We start from the raw sequence: 23,772 nt of genomic DNA on the forward strand, positions 1-23,772 counted from the left end.
TCGTCGGGGCCTCAACTTCCGACGAGGCCCCTCATGCAACTTCCCGCCCTCCTGTCCCGCCCGATCGTGCGCGCACTTTGCGCCGCCGCCATCCTCGCGCCCGCCGGCGCACTGGCCGCCGACCTCAGCCTGAGCGTCGCCGACGGCCCGGCGGCCGACGCCACGCTCTACGTCGCGCTGTACAGCGACGCCGCCGGCTACGCCGACAGCAAGCCGGTGGCTTCGCAGACCACGCCGATGCGCGAGGGCAAGGCCCGGCTCGTGTTCCCGGGCCTCGCCCCGGGGCGCTACGCGCTGCGCGCATTTGCCGACGAGAACGGCAACGGCAAGCTCGACACCAACCTCATGGGCATGCCGACGGAACGATACGGCTTCTCGAACGACGCCAAGGGCAACCGCGCGGCACCCGACTTCGAGGCGGCAGCGATCCGCGTCGACGCCGACCTGCAGACCGCCATTCATCTGCGCTGAGGTGCCCGCCATGGAACGACGCGAACTCCTGCGCCTGCTGGCATCGGCCGGCGCCCTGCCCCTCCTCGCGCCATTGGCGCGCGCCGCCGGCACCGACAGCTGGCAAGCCCAGTTCGAGGCCGCCGGGGCGCCCTGGAAGGTCGGCTTTGCCACGCCCCCGGACGACCTGCCGCTCACCCGCGCCACGGTGCGCGGGCGCTTTCCCGATGCGGTTGCGGGCACGCTGTTTCGCATCGGCCCGGCCGGCCACGACATGGGCGGCGAGCGCTATCACCACTGGTTCGACGGCGACGGCATGGTGCATCGTTTCGTGATCGATGGGACCGACGTGCGCCACCAGGGCCGCTACGTTGCCACGCCCAAGCGCGTCGCCGAGGCGCGGGCCGGCCGTCGCCTGTACGAGGCCTTCGGCACCATGCCGCCGGGCGGGGAGCCGCCGACGTCGCCCGACAGCATCAACGTCGCCAACACCAGCGTGCTGCCGCTGCAGGGCGAAGTGCTGGCGCTGTGGGAGGGCGGCTCGGCCACGCGCATCGACGCGCGCACGCTGGACACGCTGGGCGTGAAGACCTGGCGCGCCGACCTCGCGGGCATGCCGTTCTCGGCGCATCCCAAGGTGGACCCGGACGGCACGGTGTGGAACTTCGGCGTCAGCTCCGGCCAGGGCCTGCTGGCGCTGTACGAGATCGCGCCCGAAGGCTCGCTCCGCCGCGCTGCCGTGGTGCCGGTCGCCGACATGCCGATGGTCCACGACTTCGCGGTGACCGAGCGGCATCTCGTGTTCCTGTTGCCGCCGCTGGTGTACGACGGCAAGCGCAAGGATGCCGGCGCGACCTTTCTCGATGCCCACGTCTGGCGCCCCGAACTGGGCATGCGCGCGCTGGTCGTCGACAAGCAGGACTGGGAACGGCGGCAGATGCTCGAGCTGCCGGCCGGCTTCCTCTTCCACGTGGGCAATGCCTGGGAGGAAGACACGCCGCGCGGCACGCTGATCCACGTCGACTACGTGCGCTCGGACAACGCCGACTCGGTGTTCACCACCAACCGCGAGGTGATGCGCGCGCGCCGCGTGCGAGGCCCCGATCCGCACCTGACCGTGGCCACCCTGAACCTGGGCACCGGCAAGGCCACGCAGGCGGCGCTGGCGCAGGAGGCCGAGTTCCCACGCATCGACCCGCGCCGCGTCGGCCTGCGCCACCGCCAGGTGGTGCACGCCACGCAGATCCGGCCCGATCTGCCGGGCTTCGGCGCAGTCGCACGCACCAACGTCGAGACCGGCCGCAGCCAGCGCTTCAACTACGGCGCGCAAGCCATGGTGGAAGAACATGTCTTCGTACCGGATGGCTCGAAGCCGGGCTGGGTGCTGGGCACGGTGCTCGACTTCGGTCGGCGCAAGACGGTGCTGTCGTGCTTCGCGGCCGATCACCTGGCGGCGGGTCCGGTGGCGCAGGCGACGCTGCCTTATGCGCTTCCGCTGGGCCTTCACGGGGTCTTCTTGCAGGCTTGAAGAGGGCACAACTGTTCAGGGCTCGCTCGCGCCGACGGGGGACATTCGCGCAGGGGAGTACCCGGTGGCCTGTGCACACGCCCCGGATAACCTCTCACCCCGCCCACCAGCCTTCGTCAAAACGCCCCTGGAGGAAGGCCACGAAGCCCGACACCTTGCCCGGCACCAGCTTCGGCGAAGGAAACACGGCATGTATCTCCTGCTCGGGCAAGGCATGGTCGCCGAGCACCTCGCGCACCTTGCCGGTGGCCAGCGACTCGCTCGCCACATAGCGCGGCATCAGCGCGATGCCGAGCCCGTCTCTCGCGGCAGCCAGCACGGCCGACAGGTTGTTCGAGCGAAAGCGCCCCGACACCGGCACCGTGACCGGCTCGCCCCTGGGCGTGTGCATGCGCCAGAACTCGTCCCCCACCACGCTGCTGTAGATCAGCGCCACATGCCCACTCAGGTCCTGTGCACGCTTCGGCGTGCCATGCTTCTTCAGGTAGGCCGGTGACGCGACCATGACCCAGGGGTTGGCGCCGAGGTAGCGCGCACCCAGCGACGAGTCGGCCAGCTTGCCCATGCGGATGGCCACGTCGATGCCCTGCGCGATCAGGTCCACGTAGCGGTCCTCGAAGCTCAGGTCGAGCTGCACCTGCGGATGGCGGCGCATGTATTCGAGCGCCAGCGGCACCACCACCCGCCGCCCGAAGGCCACCGAAGTGCCCACCCGCAGAAGCCCCTGAGCCTGGTTCTGCCGCAGCTGCACGATGCTCTCGGCCTCCTCCGCCTCGCGCACGATGGTCTTGCACTTCTCGTAATACAGCGCACCGGGCTCGGTGAGGCTCACGCCGCGCGTGTTGCGGTTCAGCAGCCGCACCTTCAGCCGCGCCTCGGTGGCCGCGACCTGCTTGGTCACGGTGGGCTGCGTCGTGTTGAACTCGCGCGCCGCCTTCGAGAAGCTGCCGGTCTCGACCACGCGCACGAACATTTCCATTGCCAGCAATCTGTCCATGGCCGGATGGTAGCCACTTATTCCATGGCGGAATAGGTTTTATGGCCCCCAGCCGTCTTCTTCGAATGCGCCCCGCTTCCTACAGTGGGACCACCTCAAGGAGACATGCAAATGGCAAAGATGACAGCGGTCCAGGCCGCGGTTCTGGTGATGGAAAAGGAAGGCGTGACGCAGGCCTTCGGCGTGCCGGGCGCGGCAATCAACCCGCTGTACTCGGCACTGCGCCAGCGCGGCAGCATCGCGCACATCCTGGCGCGCCACGTGGAGGGCGCCTCGCACATGGCCGAGGGCTACACCCGCGCGGTGGCCGGCAACATTGGCGTGTGCATCGGCACTTCGGGCCCGGCGGGCACCGACATGATCACGGGCCTGTACTCGGCCTGGGCCGACTCCATTCCCATTCTTTGCATCACCGGCCAGGCGCCGCGCGCGCGGCTCTACAAGGAAGACTTCCAGGCGGTGGACATCGAGTCGATCTCCAAGCCAGTCACCAAGTGGTCGGTCACGGTGCGCGAGCCCGGCCAGGTGCCGCAGGTTTTCCAGCAGGCCTTCCACCTGATGCGCTCGGGCCGCCCCGGGCCGGTGCTGATCGACCTGCCGTTCGACGTGCAGATGGCGCAGATCGAATTCGACATCGACGCCTACCAGCCGCTCACACCGTACAAGCCCGCCGCCACGCGCGCGCAGATCGAGAAGGCCATCGGCATGCTGAACGCGGCCGAGCGCCCGCTGATCGTGGCCGGCGGCGGCGTCATCAATGCCGATGCGGCCGACCTGCTGGTGCGCTTTGCAGAGGCCACCGGCGTGCCGGTGATTCCCACGCTGATGGCATGGGGCGCCATCGCCGACGACCATCCGCTGATGGCCGGCATGTGCGGCCTGCAGACCAGCCACCGCTACGGCAACGCGACCATGCTCGCCAGCGACTTCGTGCTGGGCATCGGCAACCGCTGGGCCAACCGGCACACCGGCTCGGTCGACGTCTACACCAGGGGCCGCACCTTCGTGCACGTGGACATCGAGCCCACGCAGATCGGCCGTGTGTTCACGCCCGACTTCGGCATCGTGTCGGACGCCAAGACGGCGCTCGAGCTGTTCGTGCAGGTGGCCGAGGAGATGAAGGCCGCGGGCAAGCTGCCGAGCCGCGTCACCTGGGCCGGCGAATGCCGCGAGCGCAAGAGGACGATGCTGCGCAAGACCAATTTCGACGACGTGCCGATGAAGCCGCAGCGCGTGTACCAGTGCATGAACAACCACCTGGACCGCGACACCTGCTACGTGAGCACCATCGGCCTGTCGCAGATCGCGGCCGCGCAGTTCCTGCACGTGTACAACCCGCGCCACTGGATCAACTGCGGCCAGGCCGGTCCGCTGGGCTGGACCATTCCCGCCGCGCTGGGCGTGCGCGCCGCCGACCCCACGCGCAAGATCGTCGCGCTCTCGGGCGACTACGACTTCCAGTTCATGATCGAAGAGCTGGCCGTGGGGGCGCAATTCAAGCTGCCCTACCTGCACATCGTGGTCAACAACTCCTACCTCGGGCTGATCCGCCAGGCGCAGCGCGGCTTCGAGATGGACTACTGCGTGCAGCTCGCGTTCGACAACATCAACGCATCAGCCGACAGCGGCATCGAGCGCGGCTACGGCGTGGACCACATGAAGGTGGTCGAGGGCCTGGGATGCAAGGCGATCCGCGTGCGCAAACAGGAAGAGATGGCACCCGCCATCGAGCGCGCCGAAGCGCTCATGGCGGAGTTCAAGGTGCCCGTGGTGATCGAGGTGATGCTGGAGCGCGTGACCAACATCGCGATGGGCACCGAGATCGACGCCATCAACGAATTCGAACCACTGGCCGAGACCACGGCCGACGCACCCACGGCCCTTGCCGTGGCAATGCTGGATTGAGGAGACCTTGCACATGCCCAAATTCGCAGCCAACCTCACGATGCTCTTCACCGAGCTGCCCTTCATGCAACGCTTCGAGGCCGCCGCCAAGGCGGGCTTCAAGGGCGTGGAGTACCTGTTCCCCTATGCCTTCGAGAAGAAGGAGCTGGCCGCTGCCTTGCGCGCCAACGGCCTGCAGCAGGTGCTGCACAACCTGCCGGCCGGCGACTGGGACAAGGGCGAGCGCGGCATCGCCTGCCATCCGGAGCGCACCGGCGAGTTTGCCGAAGGCATCGCGATGGCCATCGACTACGCGAGCGCACTCGGCTGCCCGCAGGTCAACTGCCTGATCGGCAAGGTGCCGCCGGGCGCCGACATCAACGCCGTCAACCGCACGGTGATCGACAACCTGCGCCTGGCCGCGCGCGAGCTGGAGGCCGCGGGCCTGCGCCTGCTGATCGAGCCGATCAACAGCTTCGACATTCCGGGCTTCTTCCTCACGCGCACCGACCAGGCGCTGGCGCTGATCGAGGCGGTCGGCTCGTCCAACCTGCGGGTGCAGTACGACATCTATCACGCGCAGCGCATGGAGGGCGAGCTTGGCAACACGCTCTCGAAGCACCTGGCGCAGATCGGCCACATCCAGCTGGCCGACAACCCCGGGCGCGGCGAGCCGGGTACGGGCGAGATCAACTACCCGTGGCTGTTCCGGCACATCGATTCGCTCGGCTACGACGGCTGGATCGGCTGCGAATACAAGCCGCGCACCGACACCGTCAACGGCCTCGGCTGGCGCGAGTCACTCACGCAACAGCAATAAGCACCGGACAGACAAGGAAACAAAGACATGGCAACCCAACAAAAAATCGGATTCATCGGCCTCGGCATCATGGGCGCGCCCATGGCGGGCCACCTGCTCGACGCCGGCCACCAGCTGTTCGTGAACACGCACGGCAACACGCCGGAGCCTTTCGTGTCGAAGGCCACCATCTGCGCCTCGGGCGCCGAGGTGGCGCGGCAGGCCGACATCATCTTCATCATGGTTCCGGACACGCCCGACGTGGAGAAGGTGCTGTTCGGCGAACCCGGCAAGGAAGGCGTGGCCGCCGGCCTGAAGGACTCGCACGGCAAGATCGTGGTGGACTGCAGCTCCATCGACCCGATCGCGACGAAAGACTTCGCGCGCCGCATCACGTCGCTGGGCGCCGGCTACATCGACGCGCCGGTCTCCGGCGGCGAAGTGGGCGCCAAGGCCGCGAGCCTCACCATCATGTGCGGCGGCGACGAAGGCACCTTCGGCCGCGTGAAGCCGCTGCTCGACAGGATGGGCAAGAACGTGACGCTGGTGGGCGGCGCGGGAGACGGCCAGGTCTGCAAGGTGGCCAACCAGATCATCGTGGCGCTGAACATCGCAGCCGTGAGCGAAGCGCTGGTGTTCGCCTCGAAGGCCGGCGCGGATCCCGCCAAGGTGCGGCAGGCGCTGATGGGCGGCTTTGCCAGCTCGCGCATTCTCGAAGTGCACGGCGAGCGGATGATCAAGCGCACCTTCGCGCCGGGGTTCCGCATCTCGCTGCACCAGAAGGACCTGAACCTGGCGATGCAGAGCGCGCGCACGCTGGGCGTGTCGCTGCCGCAGACGGCCAATGCGGCGCAGCTCATGAACGCATGCGCGGCGCTGGGCTATGGCCAGCTGGACCACTCGGCGCTGGTCAAGGCGCTTGAAGCGCTTGCCCAGCACGCCGTTTCGCCGGACTGAGGGCTGCCGGGATCCCAGGGGGTCGTTCGGGGTATGTGCACAGGACACCGGGTACTCCCCTCCGCGAATGTCCCCCGCCTTCGGCTCCTCCTTTATTTCGCTGCGGGGAGCACCCGGCGCCCTGTGCACAACGAGCGCTGCTCTTGCGCTGGCTGATCAACAAGTGCTCTGAACGATCACGACGGCGGGGTGCCTTGCGCAGCGAAATAAAGGGGGAGGCCGCAGGCCGGAGGACATTCGCGGAGCAAGGTACCCCGTCGGCGTGAGCGCGCCCCGAATACCCCCGCAGTGCCTGAAAAGAGATCAGGTCTTCACCGCGTCGAGAGACTCTTTCAGATTGCGCCGGCGCCACGCCCAGGTCTTCACGGCCTGCGGCAGGATGCCGAGGCATGACGCGTAGTAGGTCACCTTGAAGCCCCAGAAGCGCGGCCCGATGGGCGTATCGCGGAACAGGTCGCCCGCCAGGATGGACAGCAACGCCTCCTGCATGCGCCAGATGTTGCGCGGCGCCATGAACAGCCGGCGGATGGCCGGCGAGGTGATGCGGTAGATGAACCACGAGAACATCTTCGGCCCGCGCTTCATGACCTTCTCGTAGTGGCGGAAGGCGCGTTCGGCTTCCCTCGCCTCGCCCTTGAGCCAGTGGTCGGCCGCGGTGGCGGCCTCGAAGCCGCTGTTCATCGCCAGGTACACGCCCGACGAGAACATCGGATCGACGAAGGCATAGGCGTCGCCGACCATCATGAAGCGGTCGCCGCGGCAGAACTTCGAATCGTAGGCGTAGTTGCCGGTGGAGGTGGCGCCTTCCATCAGCGTGGCGTTCTTCAGCCGCGCCGCCAGCTTGGGCGCCAGCGCGATGGTCTCCATCAGGAACTCCTCGAGCGAACCCTTGCGGCGCTTGAAGTAGGCCGGCGACGCCACCGCGCCCACGCTCACCGTGCCGTCCTTCAGCGGGATGTACCAGAACCAGCCATGGTCGAACCAGAACAGCGAGATGTTGCCCTCGAAGCGGCCGGGCCGGCGCTCGGCGTTGGCAAAGTGCCCGTAGAGCGCGGCGCTCGCATGCTTTCGGTTGCGCTGCTTGGCGTCGAACTGGTTCGACAGCAGTGTGTCGCGCCCGCTCGCATCGATCACGAAGCGCGGGCGCCAGCTGGTCTCGGCGCCGTCGTCGGCCTTGACCTTCACCAGCGGCCGGTTGTCGGGCGTGCCCTTGCCCGCGTCCATGTCCACGCCCGTGACACGCTGCCCCTCGAAGGTGCGCGCGCCCCGTTTGCCGGCATGGCGGAACAGCAGCTCGTCGAATTCCGAACGGCGCACGTGCACGGCGTAGGGAAAACTCTTGTCCATCGCCTGTCCGAAGTCGAAATGGCTGCTGTGGTCGTGCCAGGGCGAGACGAACTCGGCGCCGTGCTTGCGCAGGCCGATGGCCTCGACCTCGGTGCGCACCCCCAGGCGGTCGAACAGCGGCATGTTCATCGGCAGCAGCGACTCGCCGATGTGGAAGCGCGGGTGCTGGGCTTTCTCGATCAGCACCACGTCGTGGCCCTTGTCGGCCAGCAGGGCCGCCACGGTCGAACCCGAAGGGCCGCCGCCGATGACGACGACGTCCGGGTCGGTGCTTGTGAAAGGTCCGGGTGTCATACGCTCTTGTCCCTCGTTGTGGTTGTGCTGCTGGTTAACGCTAATTAACAGTTGCGCAGTTTAGCGAAGCGACCGCCCCGCCTTATCCGCAGGAAGATATGGATCCAGGCGTTTTCGGCATTCCCCCTGTAAGAACAAGCCGCCCTTTTGCGGTAGCCTCGTTGCCCGTCAGAAACAAGGAGACTTTCATGGCTGCACCCCTTTCCCCTGCAGAAGAAGCACTTCGCGAGGCAGCGCGCGAGTACCACCGCTCACCCGTCAAGGGCAAGATCTCGATCACCCCGACCAAGCCCCTGCTGAACCAGCGCGACCTGTCGCTGGCGTATTCGCCGGGCGTGGCCTATCCCTGTCTCGACATCGCGGCCGACCCGTCGCTGGCGGCCGAATTTACAGCCCGTGGCAACCTGGTGGGTGTCATCACCAACGGCACGGCCGTGCTGGGCCTGGGCAACATCGGCCCGCTGGCGTCCAAGCCGGTGATGGAAGGCAAGGGCTGCCTGTTCAAGAAATTCGCCGGCATCGACGTGTTCGACATCGAGCTGGCCGAGAACGACCCCGACAAGCTGGTCGACATCATCGCGGCGCTGGAGCCCACGCTGGGCGGCATCAACCTGGAAGACATCAAGGCGCCCGAGTGCTTCTACATCGAGAAGAAGCTGCGCGAGCGCATGAACATCCCGGTGTTCCATGACGACCAGCACGGCACGGCCATCATCTCGGCCGCGGCCCTCCTCAACGGCCTGGAACTGGTCGGCAAGAAGATCGAGGAAGTGAAGATCGCGGTCTCCGGCGCCGGCGCCGCCGCCATCGCCTGCCTCGACGTGATGGTCGGCCTGGGCGCCAAGCCCGCCAACATCTACGCCTGCGACTCCAAGGGCCTGATCTACATGGGCCGCGCGGGCGGTTTCGACGAATCCAAGGCACGCTACGCCCAGAAAGACACCGGCGCCCGCACCCTTGCCGACGTGGTGAAGGACGCCGATGTGTTCCTGGGCTGCTCGGCCCCGGGCGTGATGACGGCAGAGATGGTCAAGACCATGGGCACGCAACCCATCATCCTGGCGCTGGCCAACCCCGAGCCTGAAATTCGCCCCGAACTGGCCAAGGCCGTGCGGCCGGACTGCATCATCGCCACCGGCCGTTCGGACTACCCGAACCAGGTCAACAACGTGCTGTGCTTCCCCTACATCTTCCGCGGCGCGCTCGATTGCGGCGCCAGCAAGATCACGGAAGAAATGAAGCTGGCCTGCGTGCGCGAGATCGCCGACCTCACCAAGGCCGACATCAGCGAGGAGGTGGCCACCGCCTACGCCGGCCAGGAGCTGGCCTTCGGCCCCGACTACATCATTCCCAAGCCCTTCGACTCGCGCCTGATCCTGCGCATCGCGCCGGCGGTGGCCAAGGCGGCCGCGGCTTCGGGCGTGGCCTCGCGACCGATCGAGGACATGGAGGCCTACCGCCAGCACCTGACGCGCTTCGTCTACCAGACCGGCATGTTCATGCGCCCGGTCTTCAGCGCCGCCAAGATCGCCGCCGCCAAGCGCGTGGCGTACGCCGAGGGCGAGGACGAGCGCGTGCTGCGCGCCGCCCAACTGGCCGTCGACGAAGGCCTGGCACAGCCGATCCTGGTCGGCCGCCCCGCCGTGATCGAGGCGCGCATCAAGAAGGCCGGCCTGCACATCCGAGTCGGCACGGACGTGGAAGTCGTCGACCCCGAGGACGATCCGCGCTTTCGCATCTACTGGGAGAGCTTCCACAAGCTCATGGGCCGCCGCGGCGTCACGCCCGAGGCCGCCAAGACCATGGTGCGCCGCTCCAACACCATCATCGCCGCGCTGATGCTGCACCTGGGTGACGCCGACGCCATGATCTGCGGCCTCGTCGGGCGCTTCGACGTGCATCTGGAGCACATCCGCAACCTGATCGGCCTGAAGCGCGGCGCGCCCGGCTTCGCGACGCTGAACGCGCTCACGCTGGAAAAGCGCACCGTCTTCATCACCGACACCAACGTGAACGAAGACCCGAGCGCCGAGCTGCTGGCCAGCATCGCCATGATGGCCGCCGAGGAAGTGCGCCGCTTCGGCCTACCGCCGAAGGTGGCCTTCCTCTCGCACTCGAACTACGGCACCTCCAGCCGCGGCTCGGCGCGCAAGATGCGGCTGGCGCGCGACCTGTTCGCGCAGATGGCGCCCGACATCGAGTGCGACGGCGAGATGCACGGCGACTCGGCACTGTCGGAAGAAATCCGCCGCACCGCCCTGCCCGAGACCACGCTCACCGGCGAAGCCAACCTGCTGGTGTGCCCGAACCTGGACTCGGCGCACATCCTCTACAACGTGCTGAAGATGACGGGCGCCAACGGCATCACGGTCGGCCCGATCCTGCTGGGCGCGGCGGGTTCGGCGCATGTGCTGACGCCCACGTCGACCGTGCGGCGCATCGTCAACATGACGGCGCTGGCAGTGGCGAACGCGACGACCGCACTGAAGTAAGACGGTTTTCACACCCTTGAAAACGCCCCGCTGCGGCACTTGCAGCGGGGCGTTTTTCTTGGCCCCGATCGGGCGTGGGCGACCCATGTTGGCTCGCATTCGGTGCAAGCGCCCCCTGAAATCGAAGGGATTTCCCGTCGAAGGTGCATATTCCAGGGGCTACGCACCACTCTGATCCACGGGGAGGGTTCGCACCAATCACGTGCGGGCACCGTTTTTGCTTGACCCGGCAACACCTTGCATTCACCTTTCACGGAACGATCCCGCATGAACAAGCGCCACCTGCTCCAGTCCTTCCTCGCCGCCTCGGCGCTCAGCTTCGGCCTTGCTCCAACCTTCGCGCAGACCTCGACGCCGATCAAGTTCCAGCTCGACTGGCGCTTCGAAGGGCCGGCCGCGTTGTTCCTGCATCCCGCCGCCAAGGGCTACTTCAAGGCCGCCGGCCTCGACGTGACCATCGACGCGGGCAACGGCTCGGGCGGCACCGTCACGCGCGTGGCCTCGGGCGCGTACGACATGGGCTTCGCCGACCTCGCGGCGTTGATGGAGTTCCACGCCAACAACCCCGACAGCCCCAACAAGCCGGTCGCGGTGATGATGGTCTACAACAACACGCCGGCCTCGGTCATGGCGCTCAAGAAGAGCGGCATCACCAAGCCGGGCGACCTCACCGGCAAGAAGCTGGGCGCGCCGGTGTTCGACGCGGGCCGCCGCGCGTTCCCCATCTTCGCCAAGGCCAACAACATCGGCGCCGTCAACTGGACCGCGATGGACCCGACGCTGCGCGAGACCATGCTGATGCGCGGCGACATCGACGCCATCACCGGCTTCACCTTCACCTCGCTGCTCAACCTCGAGGCGCGCGGCGCCAAGGCGGCCGACGTGGTGATCCTGCCCTACCCCGACTACGGCGTGAAGCTGTACGGCAACGTCATCATCGCCTCGCCCAAGCTCATCAAGGAGAACCCGGCGGCGGTGAAGAAATTCCTCTCGGCCTTTGCCAAGGGCGCGAAGGAAGTCATCGCCAACCCGGCCGTGGCCATCGAGTCGGTGAAGGCGCGCGACGGCATCATCGACAGCAAGCTCGAAACCCGCCGGCTGCAGCTGGCGATCGACACCGTCATCAACAGCGCCGATGCGCGCGCCGAGGGCTTCGGCGCGGTGAACTCGGGCCGCATGTCGCTCATGGCCTCGCAGGTGTCCGACGCCTTCGCCACCAAGACGCGCGTGAACCCCGACGCCGTGTGGACCTCGGCCATGCTGCCGCCGGCGGCCGAACTCAACGTCCTGACGAAGAAGTGATGGCGGACGCATCGCTCGCAACAAATACGGCCGCCCCCTTCGTCGACTTCCAGGACGTCTGGCTCGCCTACAACGAGGAGCTGCTTCGCGCCAACCACTTCGCGGTCGAGGCCATCGACCTGAAGGTCAGGCGCGGCGAGTTCATCGCCATCGTCGGCCCCTCGGGCTGCGGCAAGTCGACCTTCATGAAGCTCACCACCGGGCTGAAGATGCCGTCGATGGGCAAGATCCGCATCGACGGCCAGCCCGTGACCGGGCCGCTCAAGATCTCGGGCATGGCCTTCCAGGCGCCGTCGCTGCTGCCGTGGCGCACCACCGTCGACAACGTGCTGCTGCCGCTGGAGATCGTCGAACCCTACCGCTCCAACTTCAAGTCGAAACGCAAGGAATACGAGGAGCGTGCCCGCCGGCTGCTGCAGAAGGTGGGCCTCGGCGGCTATGAAGACAAGTTCCCGTGGCAGCTCTCGGGCGGCATGCAGCAGCGCGCGAGCATCTGCCGCGCGCTCATCCACGAGCCCAAGATGCTGCTGCTCGACGAGCCCTTCGGCGCGCTCGACGCTTTCACGCGCGAAGAGCTGTGGTGCATCCTGCGCGACCTGTGGACCGAGCAGCAGTTCAACGTGATCCTGGTCACGCACGACCTGCGCGAATCGGTGTTCCTGGCCGACACGGTGTACGTGATGAGCAAGAGCCCGGGGCGCTTCGTGGTCAAGCGAGAGATCGAGCTGCCGCGCCCGCGCGAACTGGAGCTGACCTACACCAAGGAGTTCACCGACATCGTGCTGGAGCTGCGCGGGCACATCGGCGCCATCCGCAACACCGGCATCAGCGCGGCGCAGACCGCCGCCGCCGTGTCCCACTGAGCCGCGCATCACCATGAAGAACACCAAGCAAATCGAACGCTGGTCGCCGTGGCTGCTGCTCGTGGCGGTGCTCCTGCTGTGGCAGGTCATCTGCGCGGGCTTCGAGGTCTCCGACTTCATCTTCCCGAGCCCCCTGCGCATCTGGAACCAGTTCTGGGAGTTCAAGGAAATCATCGCGGGCCACGCGTGGCGCACCTTCTGGGTCACGATGGCGGGCTTCGGCCTGGCGATCGTGGTGGGCGTGCTGATGGGCTTCGTCATCGGCAGCTCGCGCATCGCGTATGCGGCGATCTACCCGCTCATGACGGCATTCAACGCACTGCCCAAGGCGGCCTTCGTGCCGATCCTGGTGGTGTGGTTCGGCATCGGCGTGGGCCCGGCGATCCTCACGGCCTTCCTGATCAGCTTCTTCCCGATCATGGTCAACATCGCGACCGGCCTCGCGACGCTGGAGCCCGAACTCGAAGACGTGCTGCGCGTGCTCGGCGCCAAGCGCTGGGACGTACTCATGAAGATCGGCCTGCCGCGCTCCATGCCCTACTTCTTCGGCTCGCTGAAGGTCGCGATCACGCTGGCCTTCGTCGGCACCACGGTGAGCGAGATGACGGCGGCCAACGAAGGCATCGGCTACCTGCTGATCTCCGCCGGCTCCGCCATGCAGATGGGCCTGGCTTTCGCGGGCCTGATGGTGGTGGGTGCGATGGCGATGCTGATGTACGAACTCTTCAGCGTGATCGAGAAGCACACCACGGGGTGGGCGCACCGCGGCTCGCAGAACCAGTAGGCTGCAGCCCGCGAAGCTGGCAGGTCGGTTGCCGGCCCCGGCCCCCCACTCACCCCAGCAACAGCGAAGCCTCGTCCCGCCAGTAGTTCACCGCCGCGAGCCAGCCCTCCCACACGCAGCCGTTGCAGCCCCGCCCGCAGCAGGTGGTGGGCTCGGGCGGCGGTGGGCGCAGGACGACGCCTTGCGCGTCGAGCAGCGCCTGCACGCACACGATCAGCGCTTGCGCTTCGGCGAGGTTGGTGGGTTCCGGCAGCCGGTCGATGGGGTTCATGGCATCAAGGTCCTCAGGCCGCCAGGTTCAGTTCGAGCCGCATCCTTGCACCTCCCGATTCGCTCGAGCCGATCGTGAGCTGGCCGCCGTGCAGCCGCGCGACCTCGGCCACCAGGTGCAGGCCGAGCCCCGCGCCGCGCCCGCGCGGCACCAGCCGGTGGAACGGCGCCACCACGCGCTCGCGGTCGGCCTCCGGAATGCCCGGCCCGGAGTCGAGCACCTCGAAGCCTGAGGGCTCCCACAGCCGCACCTGGATGTCGCAGCCCTGCCCGCCGTGCTCGATGGCGTTCTGGATCAGGTTGGTGAGCGCGCGTTCGAGCGAGGGCGCGTCGCCGCGCACCAGCAGCGCCCGGGGCGCATCGACCGACAGCGTGCAGCGGTTCATGATCGCCAGCGGCGCGATGTCGGCCGCCACGCGCTCGCACAGCGGCTTCAGATCGACCTGCGCGTCGTGCGAGGCGATGCGGTCCAGCCGCTGCAAATCGAGCAGTTGCTCGGCCAGCGTGGCCAGCCGCGCGGAGGCCTGCCTGAGCTTCACCTTGAGCGGATCGTGGGGCAGCCGCTCCAGGTGGATCTGCAGGGTGGTGATGGGCGTGCGCAGCTCGTGCGCGGCATCGGCCAGGAAGCGCTCCTGCCGGTCGTAGCCTTCGTTGAGCCGGTCGAAGGCCCGGTTCACGGCGTTGACCAGCGGGCGGATCTCGCTTGCCACGTTGGCCAGCGGCAGCCGCGTGGTGCGCTCGTGCACGTCGATGCTCTCCGCATGCTCGGCGGTGGCCACCACGCCCTTGAGCCCGCGCTTGACCACGAAGGGCGTGGCCAGGATCACGCCAAGGCAGGTCACCAGCGCCATCGGCGCCACCAGAAAGAGAAACACCAGGCCCGTGCCCTTGAGCGTGGTCTTGACGGTGAGCGGCGCGCCGGTCTGGGCCACCACGTTGACGGGGCCCGTCGCGTCGGTTTCCACGCGTTCGAAGCGGGCCTTGGGCTGGGTGTTGTCCTTCGACGGGTCGATGGTCAGGCGCTCCATGCCGTCGAGCGTGGTCGCCAGGCCGGCGTACTTCGCGGGTACATCGCCGTGGCGCACTTCGGAGCCCGCGGCGTCGCGCGCGATGAACCAGAACGAAGAGTCGGCCTCGTCCAGGCGCCGGATTTCGGGGGTCGGCGCAACGGCGAGCCGACCTTCGGCGTCGCGCGTGAGCGCGCGCTGGATCACCGCGATGGTCTCCTGCCCGGTCTCGTCGACGATGCGGCCGGCCACCCACGCCAGGCCGATGAAGCCGCCCAGCACCAGCGAACCCACCACCACCTGCAGCAGGATCAGGCTCCAGATCAGCCGCCAGCGCAGCGAGAGCAGGCTCAGGCTCATCCGATGTTCGGCGGCGTAGCCGCGCAGATCAGGTAGCCCACGCCGCGTATCGCATGGATCTCGACCTGCGCGCCGGCCTTGTCGAGCTTGGAGCGCAGCCGCGACACGTGGGTGTCGAGCGCGTTCGACTGGATCTCGTCCTTGTCGCCGTAGACGCGGTCCTGCATGGTCTCGCGCAGCACGGTGCGGCCGCGGTGCTCGAGCAGCGTCTCGAGCACCAGCAGTTCGCGGCGCGGCAGCGTGAGGTTCAGGTCACCGACGTGGGCCTGCCGCATGTGGTGGTCGAAGCTCAGCTGCCCCAGCGTCATGGTGAAGTTGGCGCGCACCGCGGGGCGCCTGGCCAGCGCGCGCACGCGGGCCATCAGCTCGTCCATCGAAAAGGGCTTGGCCAGGTAGTCGTCGGCGCCGCCATCGAGGCTCAGCACCCGCTCGGCGACATCGGTCATGGCCGTGAGCACCAGCACGGCGGTGGAAATCTCGTTGTGCCGCAGGAAGCGCACCAGCGACAGTCCGTCGCCGTCGGGCAGGCCCCGGTCGAGCACGATCACGTCGTGCGGCGCGCTCAGCACCGCTTCCTCGGCCTCGCGCAGCGAGCCCGCCACGTCGACCACCGCCTGGTTCTGCCGCAGGGCCGAGGCCAGGGCTTGCGCGAGGTCGACTTCGTCTTCGACGAGCAGGATTCTCATGAGGGATGCGGCAGGGGCTGGATGCGGGAAAAGAGGCGGGCCATTCTAGGAGAGGGCTTTTGACGCGACGCAATGTTCACGCAATGCAGCGGCATAAGCTGGGGCGCTCCATGACCTCCCGCCCGGCGACTTCCTCCCCTCTGCCTTCGCGGCCCTGGTACCTGGCGTTGGGCCATCGGATCGCCACGCTCTGGCTGGTGAAGATGATCGGCACCACCGTCGGCATCTCGGGCTTCTTCGTCGTGTACTTCTGGGTGATGCACCACCCGCCTTCGGCGCCGACGGTGATGCCGCTCACGCGCCTCGACCACTGGGTGGGCGTGAGCGGCGACGCGATGGTGCTCTACGGCTCGCTGTGGTTCTACATCTCGCTGGCGCCAGCCTTCGCGAAGGACAAGGCGCAACTCCAAGCCTGCGCGCGTGACGCCGCCATCATGGCGGCCATCGGCCTCATGGTGTTCTGGTTCTTTCCCACGACAGTGCCGGTGTTCCCGGTCGACTGGTCGCAATATCCGGCGCTGCAGTTCCTGAAAGCCACAGACGTGGGCGGCAATGCGTTCCCGTCGCTGCATGTCGCGTTCGCGGTGTTCACCGCGGTGCTGCTGCGGCGTCAGCTGCGCAGCGTGCAGGCACCGGCGTGGGTGCAGGCACTGAACATGCTGTGGGCGCTTGGCATCGTCTACTCGACGCTGGCGACGCGGCAGCATGTGCTGCTCGACGTGCTGGGCGGCACGTTGCTTGCTGCCGTCGTGTGCCGGGCAGGCAGCCCGCGCGGCGAGCTGGTGCCGGCCGGGGCCTGAAGGCTTACCAGAAGATCCAGAGGGCCAGGCCGCCGAAGATGGCCCACTTCACGAGGTAGTACACCCGCTTGTCCCATGCCTTCAGGCGCTTGCCGACCACGCGGATCTGGTAGATGTACTTGAATGCGCGGTTGATGCCGCCGGTCTTGTCGCCCGCGTCGTTGGGCGAACTGGCCGCGGCAAGCAGGTTCTTGGCGAACCAGCGGTTCACCGCACTGGCCCAGCGGTACTTCAACGGGCGCTCGATGTCGCAGAACAGGATCACGCGATCGTGGTCGGTCGTGTTCTCGGCGTAGTGGATGAAGGTCTCGTCGAACACCACCGCCTCGCCGTCGCGCCAGTGGTAGCGCTGGCCGTCCACGTCGATGTAGCAGCCCTCGACGCCCGGCGTCCACAGGCCCAGGTGGTAGCGCAGCGAGCCCGCGAACGGATCGCGGTGGCGCACCAGGCGGCTGCCCGGGGGCAGCTCCGCGAACATCGCGGCCTTGATGGTGCCGATGCCCTTGAGCAGCTCGGTCGTGCGCGGGCACAACACGGCGGCCGAGGGATGCGCCTCGTCGTACCACTTGAGGTAGAAGCGCTTCCAGCCGCTCTTGAAGAACGAGTTGAAGCCCACGTCGTTGAACTGGCTCGAGGCCTTGATGCTGCCGCCGTTGCGCATGGCCAGGGCTTCCTCGCGGATGACTTCCCAGTTCTCCTCGAGGATGCGCATCTCGGGGAACTGCGCGGGCGACAGGTACGGCGTACCGGGTACCTTCGAGAAAAGGTACATGAAGACGTTCAGCGGGGCGAGGAAGGTCGAGTGATCAGAGAGCTGTCTGAAGAAACGATGCCGTACCTGGCCGCGGAAATGAACGTAGAGCGCGCTGAGCGCGAAGATGGCAAGAATGACCCACTTCATTGGAAAGTGTCCTGTAAACGGCGCCGCGTAGTGTAAATCGTCGCCCCGAAACGGACCTGACTCGGGCCGATTGCCCTTTGGGCCGCCCCGGGGGCGGTGTCAGCTGCAGAGCATGGGCTGCGGCGCCTCGGCCATCGCCAGCGGCAGCCGCACCGTCGCCAGCAGGCCGCCTTCGGCGGTTTCGCCGAGCGTCACCTCGCCGCCGTGCCGGTCGACCACCGACTTCACGATGGCCAGGCCCAGCCCGCTGCCGCTCTGGGTCTGGTCGGGGTTGCGGAAGAAGCGGTCGAACACCCGCTCGCGCAGCGCCGCCGGAATGCCCGGTCCCTGGTCGGACACCGTCAGCAGCGCATGCGGGCCCTCGTGCGCCACGTGGACCATCACCGTGCCGCCCGCGGGGCTGTACTTGATGGCGTTGTTGACGAGGTTGTCGATCATCGAGACCAGGCTCTCGCGTTCGCCCAGCACCGGCACGTTGTCTTCGCACACCAGCTCCAGCTCGATGCCCCGGGCGCTGGCCAGGCCCTCGATCATGGCGAGGCGGTCCTGCACCAGCGCGTCGAGCGACAGCATCACCGGCAGCGCGTTGTCCGGGACCGCATCGCTGCGCATGAGCTGCAGCAGCTGCCCCACCAGCCGGGCCGCGCGGTCGTTGCTGCGCAACAGGTTGCCCATGAGCTCGCGCTGGCCCTCGTCGGTGCTCTGCTCCTTCAGGGCCTCGACGTTCACGCGCATGGCGGCCAGCGGCGTTCGCAGTTCGTGCGCCGCATCGGCGATCAGGCTGCGCTCGCGCGAGGTGCTGTCGCGCACCCGCTGCAGCAGGCTGTTGATGCTCTGCACCAGCGGCTGCAGCTCCTTGTGCGGCGGCGTGTACGACAGCGGCGTGAGGTCGGCGGGACCCCGCTCGGCGGTTTCCTTGCTCACCTGGCGCCAGGGCCTCAGCGCAAGCCGCACCGACAGCCACGCCGGGAACACCAGGAACGGCAGGCTGATGACCAGCGGCAGCAGGTAGTAGCCCCGGTACATCACGGTCACGGTCAGGCGCCACACGCTGGGTTCGGCCAGCATGACGCGGGTGTCCGTGGTGGGCGACACCAGCGTGCGCGCGCGCCATTCGCGGTTGCCGGCCTTCACTGTCTCGATGCGGTTCGGCACCGAGTTGAGGATCACGGGCACCGCCGCGGTCGACCTGTAGATCAGCCTGTCGCCCTGCCACACCTGCATGACCGGGGCGGAATCGGACGCGGCGTCGCCGTCGCCCACCGTCTCGAGCAGCGCCGCGTCGAAGGCTGCCAGCGTTTCCTGCTGCTTGTCGGGATGGTCGGCCGTGTTCTGCGAGATCGCCAGCACGGTCTGGAAGATCTTGTCGTACTTCAGCAGTTCCGGGTCTTCGTACGAGTCGTACAGCAGCAGCGCGACGGCCATGGTCCATAGCAAGGCCACCACGCCCATCTGCGCCAGCAGCAGGCGCCGCATGAGGGAAGGTTGTTTCCAGTTCTTCCAGCGCTGCGCCAGCGCCTGCATCATTTCGTCGTGCTCCGCACCAGCGATTGCACGTCGATCACGTAGCCGATGCCGCGCACCGTGCGGATGTAGCCCTGGCCGATCTTGCGGCGCAGGTTGGAGATATGCACCTCGAGCGAGTTGCTGCCGTTGGCCTGTCCGCCGGGCAGCACCTGCTCTTCCATCACGCGGCGCGTGACCACGCGGCCGGTGCGCTTGAGCAGCAGCGCCAGCAGGTCGAACTCGCAGCGCGACAGCTCGACCGGCTCGCCGTCGACGAGCACGCCCCGCGTGGGTTCGTGCAGCGCCAGCCCGCGCATGCGGATGGTCTCGTCGTTGAAGCCGTAGCTGCGGCGCGCGAGCGCACGCACCCGCGACAGCAGCTCGGCCAGCGCAAAAGGCTTGACCAGGTAGTCGTCGGCACCGTCGTCCAGGCTGCGCAGCCGGTCGTTGAGCGCGTCGCGCGCGCTCAGCACCAGCACCGGCAATATCTGGCGGTCGCGGCGCAGGCGGAACAGCAGGTCGAGCCCATCGCCGTCCGGCAGGCCGAGGTCGAGCAACACCATGTCGAATGTGCCGCCGTCGAGGGTGCGCAGGGCGTCGTCGAGTCTGCGGACCCACACCACATCCATGCCTTGATTGGCCAGCGCGATGCGCACGCCGTTGCCCAGATCAAGGTCGTCCTCAACAAGCAAAAGATTCATGGGCCTCCATGCGAACGAACCCCGCCCGGTGGCGGGAACGAGGCCGAAGTATCAGACAAGCGGCTGCGGGGTGCTTCAGGAAATCTTCATGAACGCCCAAGCGGGCCTTCAGGTACGAAAACCACACTCGAGCGACCCCTTGCAAACGGAACATCGACGTGAATTCATCACCTGTCCCACCGAACCGCTTCCAACCCCAGCGCCGCGGCCTTCTGCGCGCCCTGGCCCTCACCGGCGCCGCCGGGCTCGCGGCCTGCGGAGGAGGCAGCGGCGCGCGCGCGGGGAGCGCCGCGGCAACAGGTACGGGCTCGGCGAGCGGCACCGGTCCGGTTCGCGTCATCGACCTCCGCGTGAAGGTCTCGGCCTCGCCGCAGGTTTCGCTGCAGGTGCGCGACTGGCAGCGCGCCGGCACCACCGGTCCCACCATCGTGCTGCTGGCCGGGCTGGGCGGCAATGCGCGCTGCTTCGACAGCCTCGCGCCCGCGCTGGCCGCCCGCTCGCGCGTGGTGGCGATCAGCCGGCGCGGCTATGGCCTGTCCGACAAGCCTCTGCCGGTGAAGAGCGCCACCCAGCACTACGAGGTGGAGACCCTCGGCAGCGACCTGAAAGCCGTGCTCGACGACCTGGGCCTGCTGCGCGTGGTGCTTGGCGGCCATTCGATCGCCGGCAACGAGCTCACCCACTTCGCCGGCCGCCACCCCGAGCGCCTGCGCGGGCTCATCTACCTCGACACCACCTTCGACTACACGAAGGACGGTGAACGCGGCGGCGAAGAACTGCCGATGAACAGCAGGCTCGACGAGCCCCGGGCGACGGCCGCGGACCACTGCTCGTTGCAGGCCGCCATCGCCTTCAACCGGCGCAAGACCAAAAACTGGTGGCCAGTCCTGGAGGCCAACCTGCGCGACGCCGTCGAGGTGGGCACCGACGGCAGCGTGCGCATGAACACGCCCGACGACGTGGAGACCGCCATGGACACCGCCGCGCACAACTTCTCGCCCGACTACAAGGCCGTGCGCGTGCCGTCGCTGGTGGTCACGGCCCTGCCGGCCGACAACCGCGACCTGTTCCCGTGGCTCGAACAGCCGTTGGACGCCAGGACTGAAAAGGACGCAGCCGACATGCTGCGCATCTTCCGGCGCGCACGCATCGCGGACTCCAACCGCCTGGTGGAAGCGCTCGACACGCCCAATCGCCTGACCCTCGACAACAGCAACCACACCGACTTCTTCATGGAGCGCGAAGCCGAAGTGCTGCGCGCGATCCAGTTCATGACATGGGCGTGAGCCCGACGGTGCAATCCTCCAGGCCCACAATGAAATCAAAGAAACCCGGCAACGCCGGCATCGCCGCCGCGTTCGACGTCATCGGCGGCAAATGGAAGGCCGTGATCCTGCGCGAACTCGACGCGCAGTCCTTCCGATTCGGCGAACTCAAGCGGCAGCTGCCCGGCATCAGCGAGAAGATGCTGATCCAGCAGCTGCGCGAGCTCGAAGCCGACGGCATCGTCCACCGCGAGGTGTTCCATGAAGTGCCGCCGCGCGTGGAATACTCCGCGACCAAGCTGGGCGCATCGCTCAACGAGGCACTCGGCCCGCTGGCGGATTGGGGCGACCGCAACGCCAAGCGCGTGCAGACCGCGCGCGCCAAGGCGCAGGCGGCCAGGCAGCCGTAGCCTCGTGAACCGGAATCCCGAATGTCGTTGCTGAAAATTTCGTCGGCGGTGCTGCTCGCCACCTCTGTGTCGTGGGGCCTGGCGCAAGCGCAGCCGGCGTGTGCGCCGTCGCCCGTCTACGCCGGGCCGCCCATGCGTTCAGCGCCCGATGCGGTCTGGCAGAAAGACTTCAGGCGCTCCATCGACGGGGAGCTTCCCGCCGGGCTGCAGGCCTCGCTCGGCAATGCGCTCGACAAGATGCTGCAGCACGTGCCCGCCGCCAGCGCGGCGGTCGCGATTCCGGGCGAAGGCACCTGGTCGGCCACGCGCGGGCTGGCGCGCAAGGAGCCGCCGCAACCCGTGGCACCCGAGCAGCCCTTCCAAGTGGCGAGCACCGCCAAGACGCTCACGGCCGCAGTCGTGCTGCAGCTGGTGGAAGAGCGCAAGCTCGCGCTCGGCGACACCATCGACAGGTGGTTTCCCGATGCACCCAACGCAGGGCTCATCACCATCGAGCAGCTGCTGCGCCACACCAGCGGCATCGTGAGCTTCAACGCGCTGCCCACGTTCGGCACGGCCTATCGGACGCCGGCGGAGATCATCGCGCTCGGCACTGCGCAGAAGCCGCAGTTCTGCCCCGGGACCAACTGGAGCTACACCAACACCGGCTACGCGATGCTCGGCGTGATCATCGAGAAGGTCGAAGGCGCGCCGCTGGCGGACGTGCTCGCGAAGCGGCTCATCCGGCCGCTGTCGCTCACGCACACGGTCATGCGCAGGCCGGGCGTCGAGCTGCCCGTGGCCACCGGGCACGCGGCCGGCCGGCCGGTCGATGCCCCCGACCAGTACGCCACGCCCTATGCGGCCGGCGCGCTGGCCTCCACGGGCGGCGACCTGGTGCGCTTCTGGCACGCGCTGCTGGCCGGCCAAGTGCTGCCCGAGGCCTCGGTGCACCGCATGTTCACCGCGATGCCCGCCATGCTCGGGCCCTACGCGGGGAGCAATTCGTTCTACGGCATGGGCGTGCAGCTCTACGACGTGCCCGACGGCCCCGGCCTGATGCTGGGCCACAGCGGCGGCATCGAGGGCTTCACCAGCGTCGTGGCCTATGTGCCGGCCGACGACGTGTACATCGCCGTGTCGTTCAACGAGAAAAGCGTGCCGGCCGAGGCGGGCCTGTGGGCGCTGCTGCGCGCCTTGCGGGCGTACCGCGTGCTGAACTGAGCGCGAACGGATGCCGCGCTGGCTCAGTCGGCCCAGCCGGTCTCGATCTCGGTCTTCACCTCGGTCATGAGCTTGTGCACCGGGCACTTGCCCGCCACGCGCAGCAGTTCGTCGCGCTGCGCCTCGCTCAGGTCGCCGCTCACGCGCAGGCCGGACTTCAGGCGGTAGACGCCCTTGCGCTCCTCGCTGTCGTCGCGGTCGACCACCACCTCGATGTCTTCCACCGGAATGCCCTTGCGGCGCGCGTAGATCAGCACGGTGAGCGCCTTGCAGGCCGCGAGCGACGCGTCGTACAGGTCGTGCGGCTCGGGGCCGGCGTCGCTGCCTCCGCCGGCCGGCGAGGCATCGACCGGGATCTCGTGGTTGCGGATCTTCAGGATGTGGCGCGTGCCGGTGGTGCCGTCGCGGCGGATCGAGATGGTCATGCGGATGTCCTTGGTGGGAGGTTGCTGTTCAGGATGCAAGCGGCTTCACGTACAGGATGGTCGTGAAGCCGCTGTGCCATTCGAGATCGGGGTAGCGGTCGGCTTCGCGGTAGCCGAGCGCGAGGTAGAAGCCCTGGCTCTGCGTGTTGAAGGTGTCGGTCTCCAGCCGCGCGAGCGTCACACCGCTGGCGCGCATGCCGTCTTCCGCGAAGGCCATCAACGCGCGTGCGATACCGCGGCGCTGCTGCGCGGCCGGCACGTGCAGCGCATGCACGAAGTCATGCTCCCAATGGACCATGCCGACCACCTCGCCTTCGATCTCGGCAACGAAGAAGGCCGGACCCATCTCGTCGATGTAGCCCACGGGCTCGCCACTCTCGCGGTAGGTGCGCAACGCCTCCGGGCTGAGTTGCGGCAGCCAGGTGCTCGCGAAGGTGTCGTCGAGGATGGCCTTGACGGCGTCGAAGTCGTCCAGCCGCCAGGGGCGGATGGTGATGCCGGGAATGTCGCGGTCCGTGCTCATCGTTGTGTCCAGCGGTCT

General features: G+C 67.8%; 23 protein-coding genes. 13 read left to right on the forward strand and 10 right to left on the reverse strand.

All coding sequences use genetic code 11. The features are described from left to right. The first annotated feature begins 33 nt into the window (after window positions 1-33). The gene (locus QRN67_RS22465; protein WP_081269331.1) at window positions 34-471 is read left to right on the forward strand and encodes a DUF2141 domain-containing protein; all 438 of its coding nucleotides are present in this window, start codon (window positions 34-36) and stop codon (window positions 469-471) included. A 10-nt stretch (window positions 472-481) separates the two neighbouring features. Beyond that, window positions 482-1,978, forward strand: a complete 1,497-nt coding sequence (locus QRN67_RS22470) for a carotenoid oxygenase family protein (protein WP_081269330.1) — start codon at window positions 482-484, stop codon at window positions 1,976-1,978. A 94-nt stretch (window positions 1,979-2,072) separates the two neighbouring features. On the opposite strand, the gene QRN67_RS22475 is transcribed toward QRN67_RS22470, so the two are convergent. Beyond that, window positions 2,073-2,975 carry a LysR family transcriptional regulator gene (locus QRN67_RS22475; protein WP_081269329.1) on the reverse strand — a complete coding sequence of 301 codons (903 nt, stop codon included), beginning with the start codon at window positions 2,973-2,975 and terminating at the stop codon, window positions 2,073-2,075. A 111-nt stretch (window positions 2,976-3,086) separates the two neighbouring features. Between QRN67_RS22475 and gcl the strand changes: the two genes are divergently transcribed. The 3 genes from gcl to QRN67_RS22490 are packed head-to-tail and all read left to right on the forward strand — an operon-like array spanning window position 3,087 to window position 6,615. Continuing rightward, on the forward strand, window positions 3,087-4,880 hold the full coding sequence (gene gcl / locus QRN67_RS22480) for a glyoxylate carboligase (RefSeq protein ID WP_285413675.1): 1,794 nt from the start codon (window positions 3,087-3,089) through the stop codon (window positions 4,878-4,880). 13 nt (window positions 4,881-4,893) lie between these two features. Further along, the gene (gene hyi, locus QRN67_RS22485) at window positions 4,894-5,679 is read left to right on the forward strand and encodes a hydroxypyruvate isomerase (protein ID WP_285413676.1); all 786 of its coding nucleotides are present in this window, start codon (window positions 4,894-4,896) and stop codon (window positions 5,677-5,679) included. Between the two features lie 27 nt (window positions 5,680-5,706). Next, window positions 5,707-6,615, forward strand: a complete 909-nt coding sequence (locus tag QRN67_RS22490) for a 2-hydroxy-3-oxopropionate reductase (RefSeq protein WP_285413677.1) — start codon at window positions 5,707-5,709, stop codon at window positions 6,613-6,615. Window positions 6,616-6,918: 303 nt separating this feature from the next. On the opposite strand, the gene QRN67_RS22495 is transcribed toward QRN67_RS22490, so the two are convergent. Beyond that, window positions 6,919-8,256, reverse strand: a complete 1,338-nt coding sequence (locus QRN67_RS22495; RefSeq protein ID WP_081269325.1) for an NAD(P)/FAD-dependent oxidoreductase — start codon at window positions 8,254-8,256, stop codon at window positions 6,919-6,921. Between the two features lie 188 nt (window positions 8,257-8,444). Between QRN67_RS22495 and QRN67_RS22500 the strand changes: the two genes are divergently transcribed. The 4 genes from QRN67_RS22500 to QRN67_RS22515 all read left to right on the forward strand — a co-directional run bounded on the left by QRN67_RS22500 (window position 8,445) and on the right by QRN67_RS22515 (window position 13,697). Then, window positions 8,445-10,748, forward strand: coding sequence for an NADP-dependent malic enzyme (locus QRN67_RS22500; protein WP_106938095.1), 2,304 nt, complete (start codon window positions 8,445-8,447; stop codon window positions 10,746-10,748). Window positions 10,749-11,015: 267 nt separating this feature from the next. After that, complete coding sequence (locus QRN67_RS22505; protein WP_285413678.1) at window positions 11,016-12,050, forward strand: ABC transporter substrate-binding protein; 1,035 nt, start codon at window positions 11,016-11,018, stop codon at window positions 12,048-12,050. After that, the gene (locus QRN67_RS22510) at window positions 12,050-12,913 is read left to right on the forward strand and encodes an ABC transporter ATP-binding protein (protein ID WP_081269322.1); all 864 of its coding nucleotides are present in this window, start codon (window positions 12,050-12,052) and stop codon (window positions 12,911-12,913) included. The genes QRN67_RS22505 and QRN67_RS22510 overlap by 1 nt, the downstream gene beginning before the upstream one ends. 13 nt (window positions 12,914-12,926) lie before the next feature. Further along, window positions 12,927-13,697 carry an ABC transporter permease gene (locus tag QRN67_RS22515; protein WP_081269321.1) on the forward strand — a complete coding sequence of 257 codons (771 nt, stop codon included), beginning with the start codon at window positions 12,927-12,929 and terminating at the stop codon, window positions 13,695-13,697. Window positions 13,698-13,746: 49 nt separating this feature from the next. On the opposite strand, the gene QRN67_RS22520 is transcribed toward QRN67_RS22515, so the two are convergent. The 3 genes from QRN67_RS22520 to QRN67_RS22530 are packed head-to-tail and all read right to left on the reverse strand — an operon-like array spanning window position 13,747 to window position 16,020. Beyond that, entirely contained in the window at window positions 13,747-13,968 is a 222-nt protein-coding gene (locus QRN67_RS22520; RefSeq protein WP_081269320.1) for an oxidoreductase-like domain-containing protein, read from the reverse strand. A 13-nt stretch (window positions 13,969-13,981) separates the two neighbouring features. Beyond that, window positions 13,982-15,334: a sensor histidine kinase gene (locus tag QRN67_RS22525; protein ID WP_081269319.1), complete on the reverse strand. Its 1,353-nt coding sequence runs from the start codon at window positions 15,332-15,334 to the stop codon at window positions 13,982-13,984. After that, window positions 15,331-16,020, reverse strand: coding sequence for a response regulator (locus QRN67_RS22530; protein WP_106938093.1), 690 nt, complete (start codon window positions 16,018-16,020; stop codon window positions 15,331-15,333). The genes QRN67_RS22525 and QRN67_RS22530 overlap by 4 nt, the downstream gene beginning before the upstream one ends. Window positions 16,021-16,130: 110 nt before the next feature. Between QRN67_RS22530 and QRN67_RS22535 the strand changes: the two genes are divergently transcribed. Then, window positions 16,131-16,820: a phosphatase PAP2 family protein gene (locus tag QRN67_RS22535; RefSeq protein ID WP_234383168.1), complete on the forward strand. Its 690-nt coding sequence runs from the start codon at window positions 16,131-16,133 to the stop codon at window positions 16,818-16,820. A gap of 4 nt (window positions 16,821-16,824) precedes the next feature. Here QRN67_RS22535 and lpxO read toward each other — a convergent pair whose 3' ends face one another. The 3 genes from lpxO to QRN67_RS22550 all read right to left on the reverse strand — a co-directional run bounded on the left by lpxO (window position 16,825) and on the right by QRN67_RS22550 (window position 19,928). Beyond that, entirely contained in the window at window positions 16,825-17,721 is an 897-nt protein-coding gene (lpxO, locus tag QRN67_RS22540) for a lipid A hydroxylase LpxO (protein ID WP_081269317.1), read from the reverse strand. 99 nt (window positions 17,722-17,820) lie between these two features. Continuing rightward, window positions 17,821-19,248, reverse strand: coding sequence for a sensor histidine kinase (locus tag QRN67_RS22545; RefSeq protein ID WP_081269316.1), 1,428 nt, complete (start codon window positions 19,246-19,248; stop codon window positions 17,821-17,823). Next, the gene (locus QRN67_RS22550; RefSeq protein WP_081269315.1) at window positions 19,245-19,928 is read right to left on the reverse strand and encodes a response regulator; all 684 of its coding nucleotides are present in this window, start codon (window positions 19,926-19,928) and stop codon (window positions 19,245-19,247) included. The genes QRN67_RS22545 and QRN67_RS22550 overlap by 4 nt, the downstream gene beginning before the upstream one ends. 158 nt (window positions 19,929-20,086) lie before the next feature. Between QRN67_RS22550 and QRN67_RS22555 the strand changes: the two genes are divergently transcribed. The 3 genes from QRN67_RS22555 to QRN67_RS22565 are packed head-to-tail and all read left to right on the forward strand — an operon-like array spanning window position 20,087 to window position 22,806. Next, window positions 20,087-21,214: an alpha/beta fold hydrolase gene (locus tag QRN67_RS22555; RefSeq protein ID WP_285413679.1), complete on the forward strand. Its 1,128-nt coding sequence runs from the start codon at window positions 20,087-20,089 to the stop codon at window positions 21,212-21,214. Window positions 21,215-21,243: 29 nt separating this feature from the next. Then, window positions 21,244-21,603, forward strand: a complete 360-nt coding sequence (locus QRN67_RS22560) for a winged helix-turn-helix transcriptional regulator (protein WP_081269313.1) — start codon at window positions 21,244-21,246, stop codon at window positions 21,601-21,603. Between the two features lie 21 nt (window positions 21,604-21,624). Further along, window positions 21,625-22,806, forward strand: a complete 1,182-nt coding sequence (locus QRN67_RS22565; protein WP_106938092.1) for a serine hydrolase domain-containing protein — start codon at window positions 21,625-21,627, stop codon at window positions 22,804-22,806. Window positions 22,807-22,829: 23 nt separating this feature from the next. Here the strand turns inward: QRN67_RS22565 and QRN67_RS22570 are convergent, their stop codons facing one another. Next, on the reverse strand, window positions 22,830-23,231 hold the full coding sequence (locus QRN67_RS22570) for an OsmC family protein (RefSeq protein ID WP_106938091.1): 402 nt from the start codon (window positions 23,229-23,231) through the stop codon (window positions 22,830-22,832). 28 nt (window positions 23,232-23,259) lie between these two features. After that, complete coding sequence (locus tag QRN67_RS22575; RefSeq protein WP_081269310.1) at window positions 23,260-23,754, reverse strand: GNAT family N-acetyltransferase; 495 nt, start codon at window positions 23,752-23,754, stop codon at window positions 23,260-23,262. Window positions 23,755-23,772: the final 18 nt, after the last annotated feature.

Origin of the sequence: Variovorax sp. efr-133-TYG-130 (assembly GCF_030208835.1) — a bacterium.
Classification (GTDB): Bacteria; Pseudomonadota; Gammaproteobacteria; order Burkholderiales; family Burkholderiaceae_C; genus Variovorax.

Coding starts and splice junctions, on each gene's coding strand:
- QRN67_RS22545 (WP_081269316.1), bottom strand. CDS start 19,248: ATGATGCAGGCGCTGGCGCAGCGCTGGAAGAACTGGAAACAACCTTCC.
- QRN67_RS22500 (WP_106938095.1), top strand. CDS start 8,445: ATGGCTGCACCCCTTTCCCCTGCAGAAGAAGCACTTCGCGAGGCAGCG.
- QRN67_RS22470 (WP_081269330.1), top strand. CDS start 482: ATGGAACGACGCGAACTCCTGCGCCTGCTGGCATCGGCCGGCGCCCTG.
- QRN67_RS22525 (WP_081269319.1), bottom strand. CDS start 15,334: ATGAGCCTGAGCCTGCTCTCGCTGCGCTGGCGGCTGATCTGGAGCCTG.
- gcl (WP_285413675.1), top strand. CDS start 3,087: ATGGCAAAGATGACAGCGGTCCAGGCCGCGGTTCTGGTGATGGAAAAG.
- lpxO (WP_081269317.1), bottom strand. CDS start 17,721: ATGAAGTGGGTCATTCTTGCCATCTTCGCGCTCAGCGCGCTCTACGTT.
- QRN67_RS22490 (WP_285413677.1), top strand. CDS start 5,707: ATGGCAACCCAACAAAAAATCGGATTCATCGGCCTCGGCATCATGGGC.
- QRN67_RS22530 (WP_106938093.1), bottom strand. CDS start 16,020: ATGAGAATCCTGCTCGTCGAAGACGAAGTCGACCTCGCGCAAGCCCTG.
- QRN67_RS22550 (WP_081269315.1), bottom strand. CDS start 19,928: ATGAATCTTTTGCTTGTTGAGGACGACCTTGATCTGGGCAACGGCGTG.
- QRN67_RS22535 (WP_234383168.1), top strand. CDS start 16,131: ATGACCTCCCGCCCGGCGACTTCCTCCCCTCTGCCTTCGCGGCCCTGG.
- QRN67_RS22520 (WP_081269320.1), bottom strand. CDS start 13,968: ATGAACCCCATCGACCGGCTGCCGGAACCCACCAACCTCGCCGAAGCG.
- QRN67_RS22495 (WP_081269325.1), bottom strand. CDS start 8,256: ATGACACCCGGACCTTTCACAAGCACCGACCCGGACGTCGTCGTCATC.
- QRN67_RS22465 (WP_081269331.1), top strand. CDS start 34: ATGCAACTTCCCGCCCTCCTGTCCCGCCCGATCGTGCGCGCACTTTGC.
- hyi (WP_285413676.1), top strand. CDS start 4,894: ATGCCCAAATTCGCAGCCAACCTCACGATGCTCTTCACCGAGCTGCCC.
- QRN67_RS22510 (WP_081269322.1), top strand. CDS start 12,050: ATGGCGGACGCATCGCTCGCAACAAATACGGCCGCCCCCTTCGTCGAC.
- QRN67_RS22560 (WP_081269313.1), top strand. CDS start 21,244: ATGAAATCAAAGAAACCCGGCAACGCCGGCATCGCCGCCGCGTTCGAC.
- QRN67_RS22575 (WP_081269310.1), bottom strand. CDS start 23,754: ATGAGCACGGACCGCGACATTCCCGGCATCACCATCCGCCCCTGGCGG.
- QRN67_RS22565 (WP_106938092.1), top strand. CDS start 21,625: ATGTCGTTGCTGAAAATTTCGTCGGCGGTGCTGCTCGCCACCTCTGTG.
- QRN67_RS22505 (WP_285413678.1), top strand. CDS start 11,016: ATGAACAAGCGCCACCTGCTCCAGTCCTTCCTCGCCGCCTCGGCGCTC.
- QRN67_RS22515 (WP_081269321.1), top strand. CDS start 12,927: ATGAAGAACACCAAGCAAATCGAACGCTGGTCGCCGTGGCTGCTGCTC.
- QRN67_RS22475 (WP_081269329.1), bottom strand. CDS start 2,975: ATGGACAGATTGCTGGCAATGGAAATGTTCGTGCGCGTGGTCGAGACC.
- QRN67_RS22570 (WP_106938091.1), bottom strand. CDS start 23,231: ATGACCATCTCGATCCGCCGCGACGGCACCACCGGCACGCGCCACATC.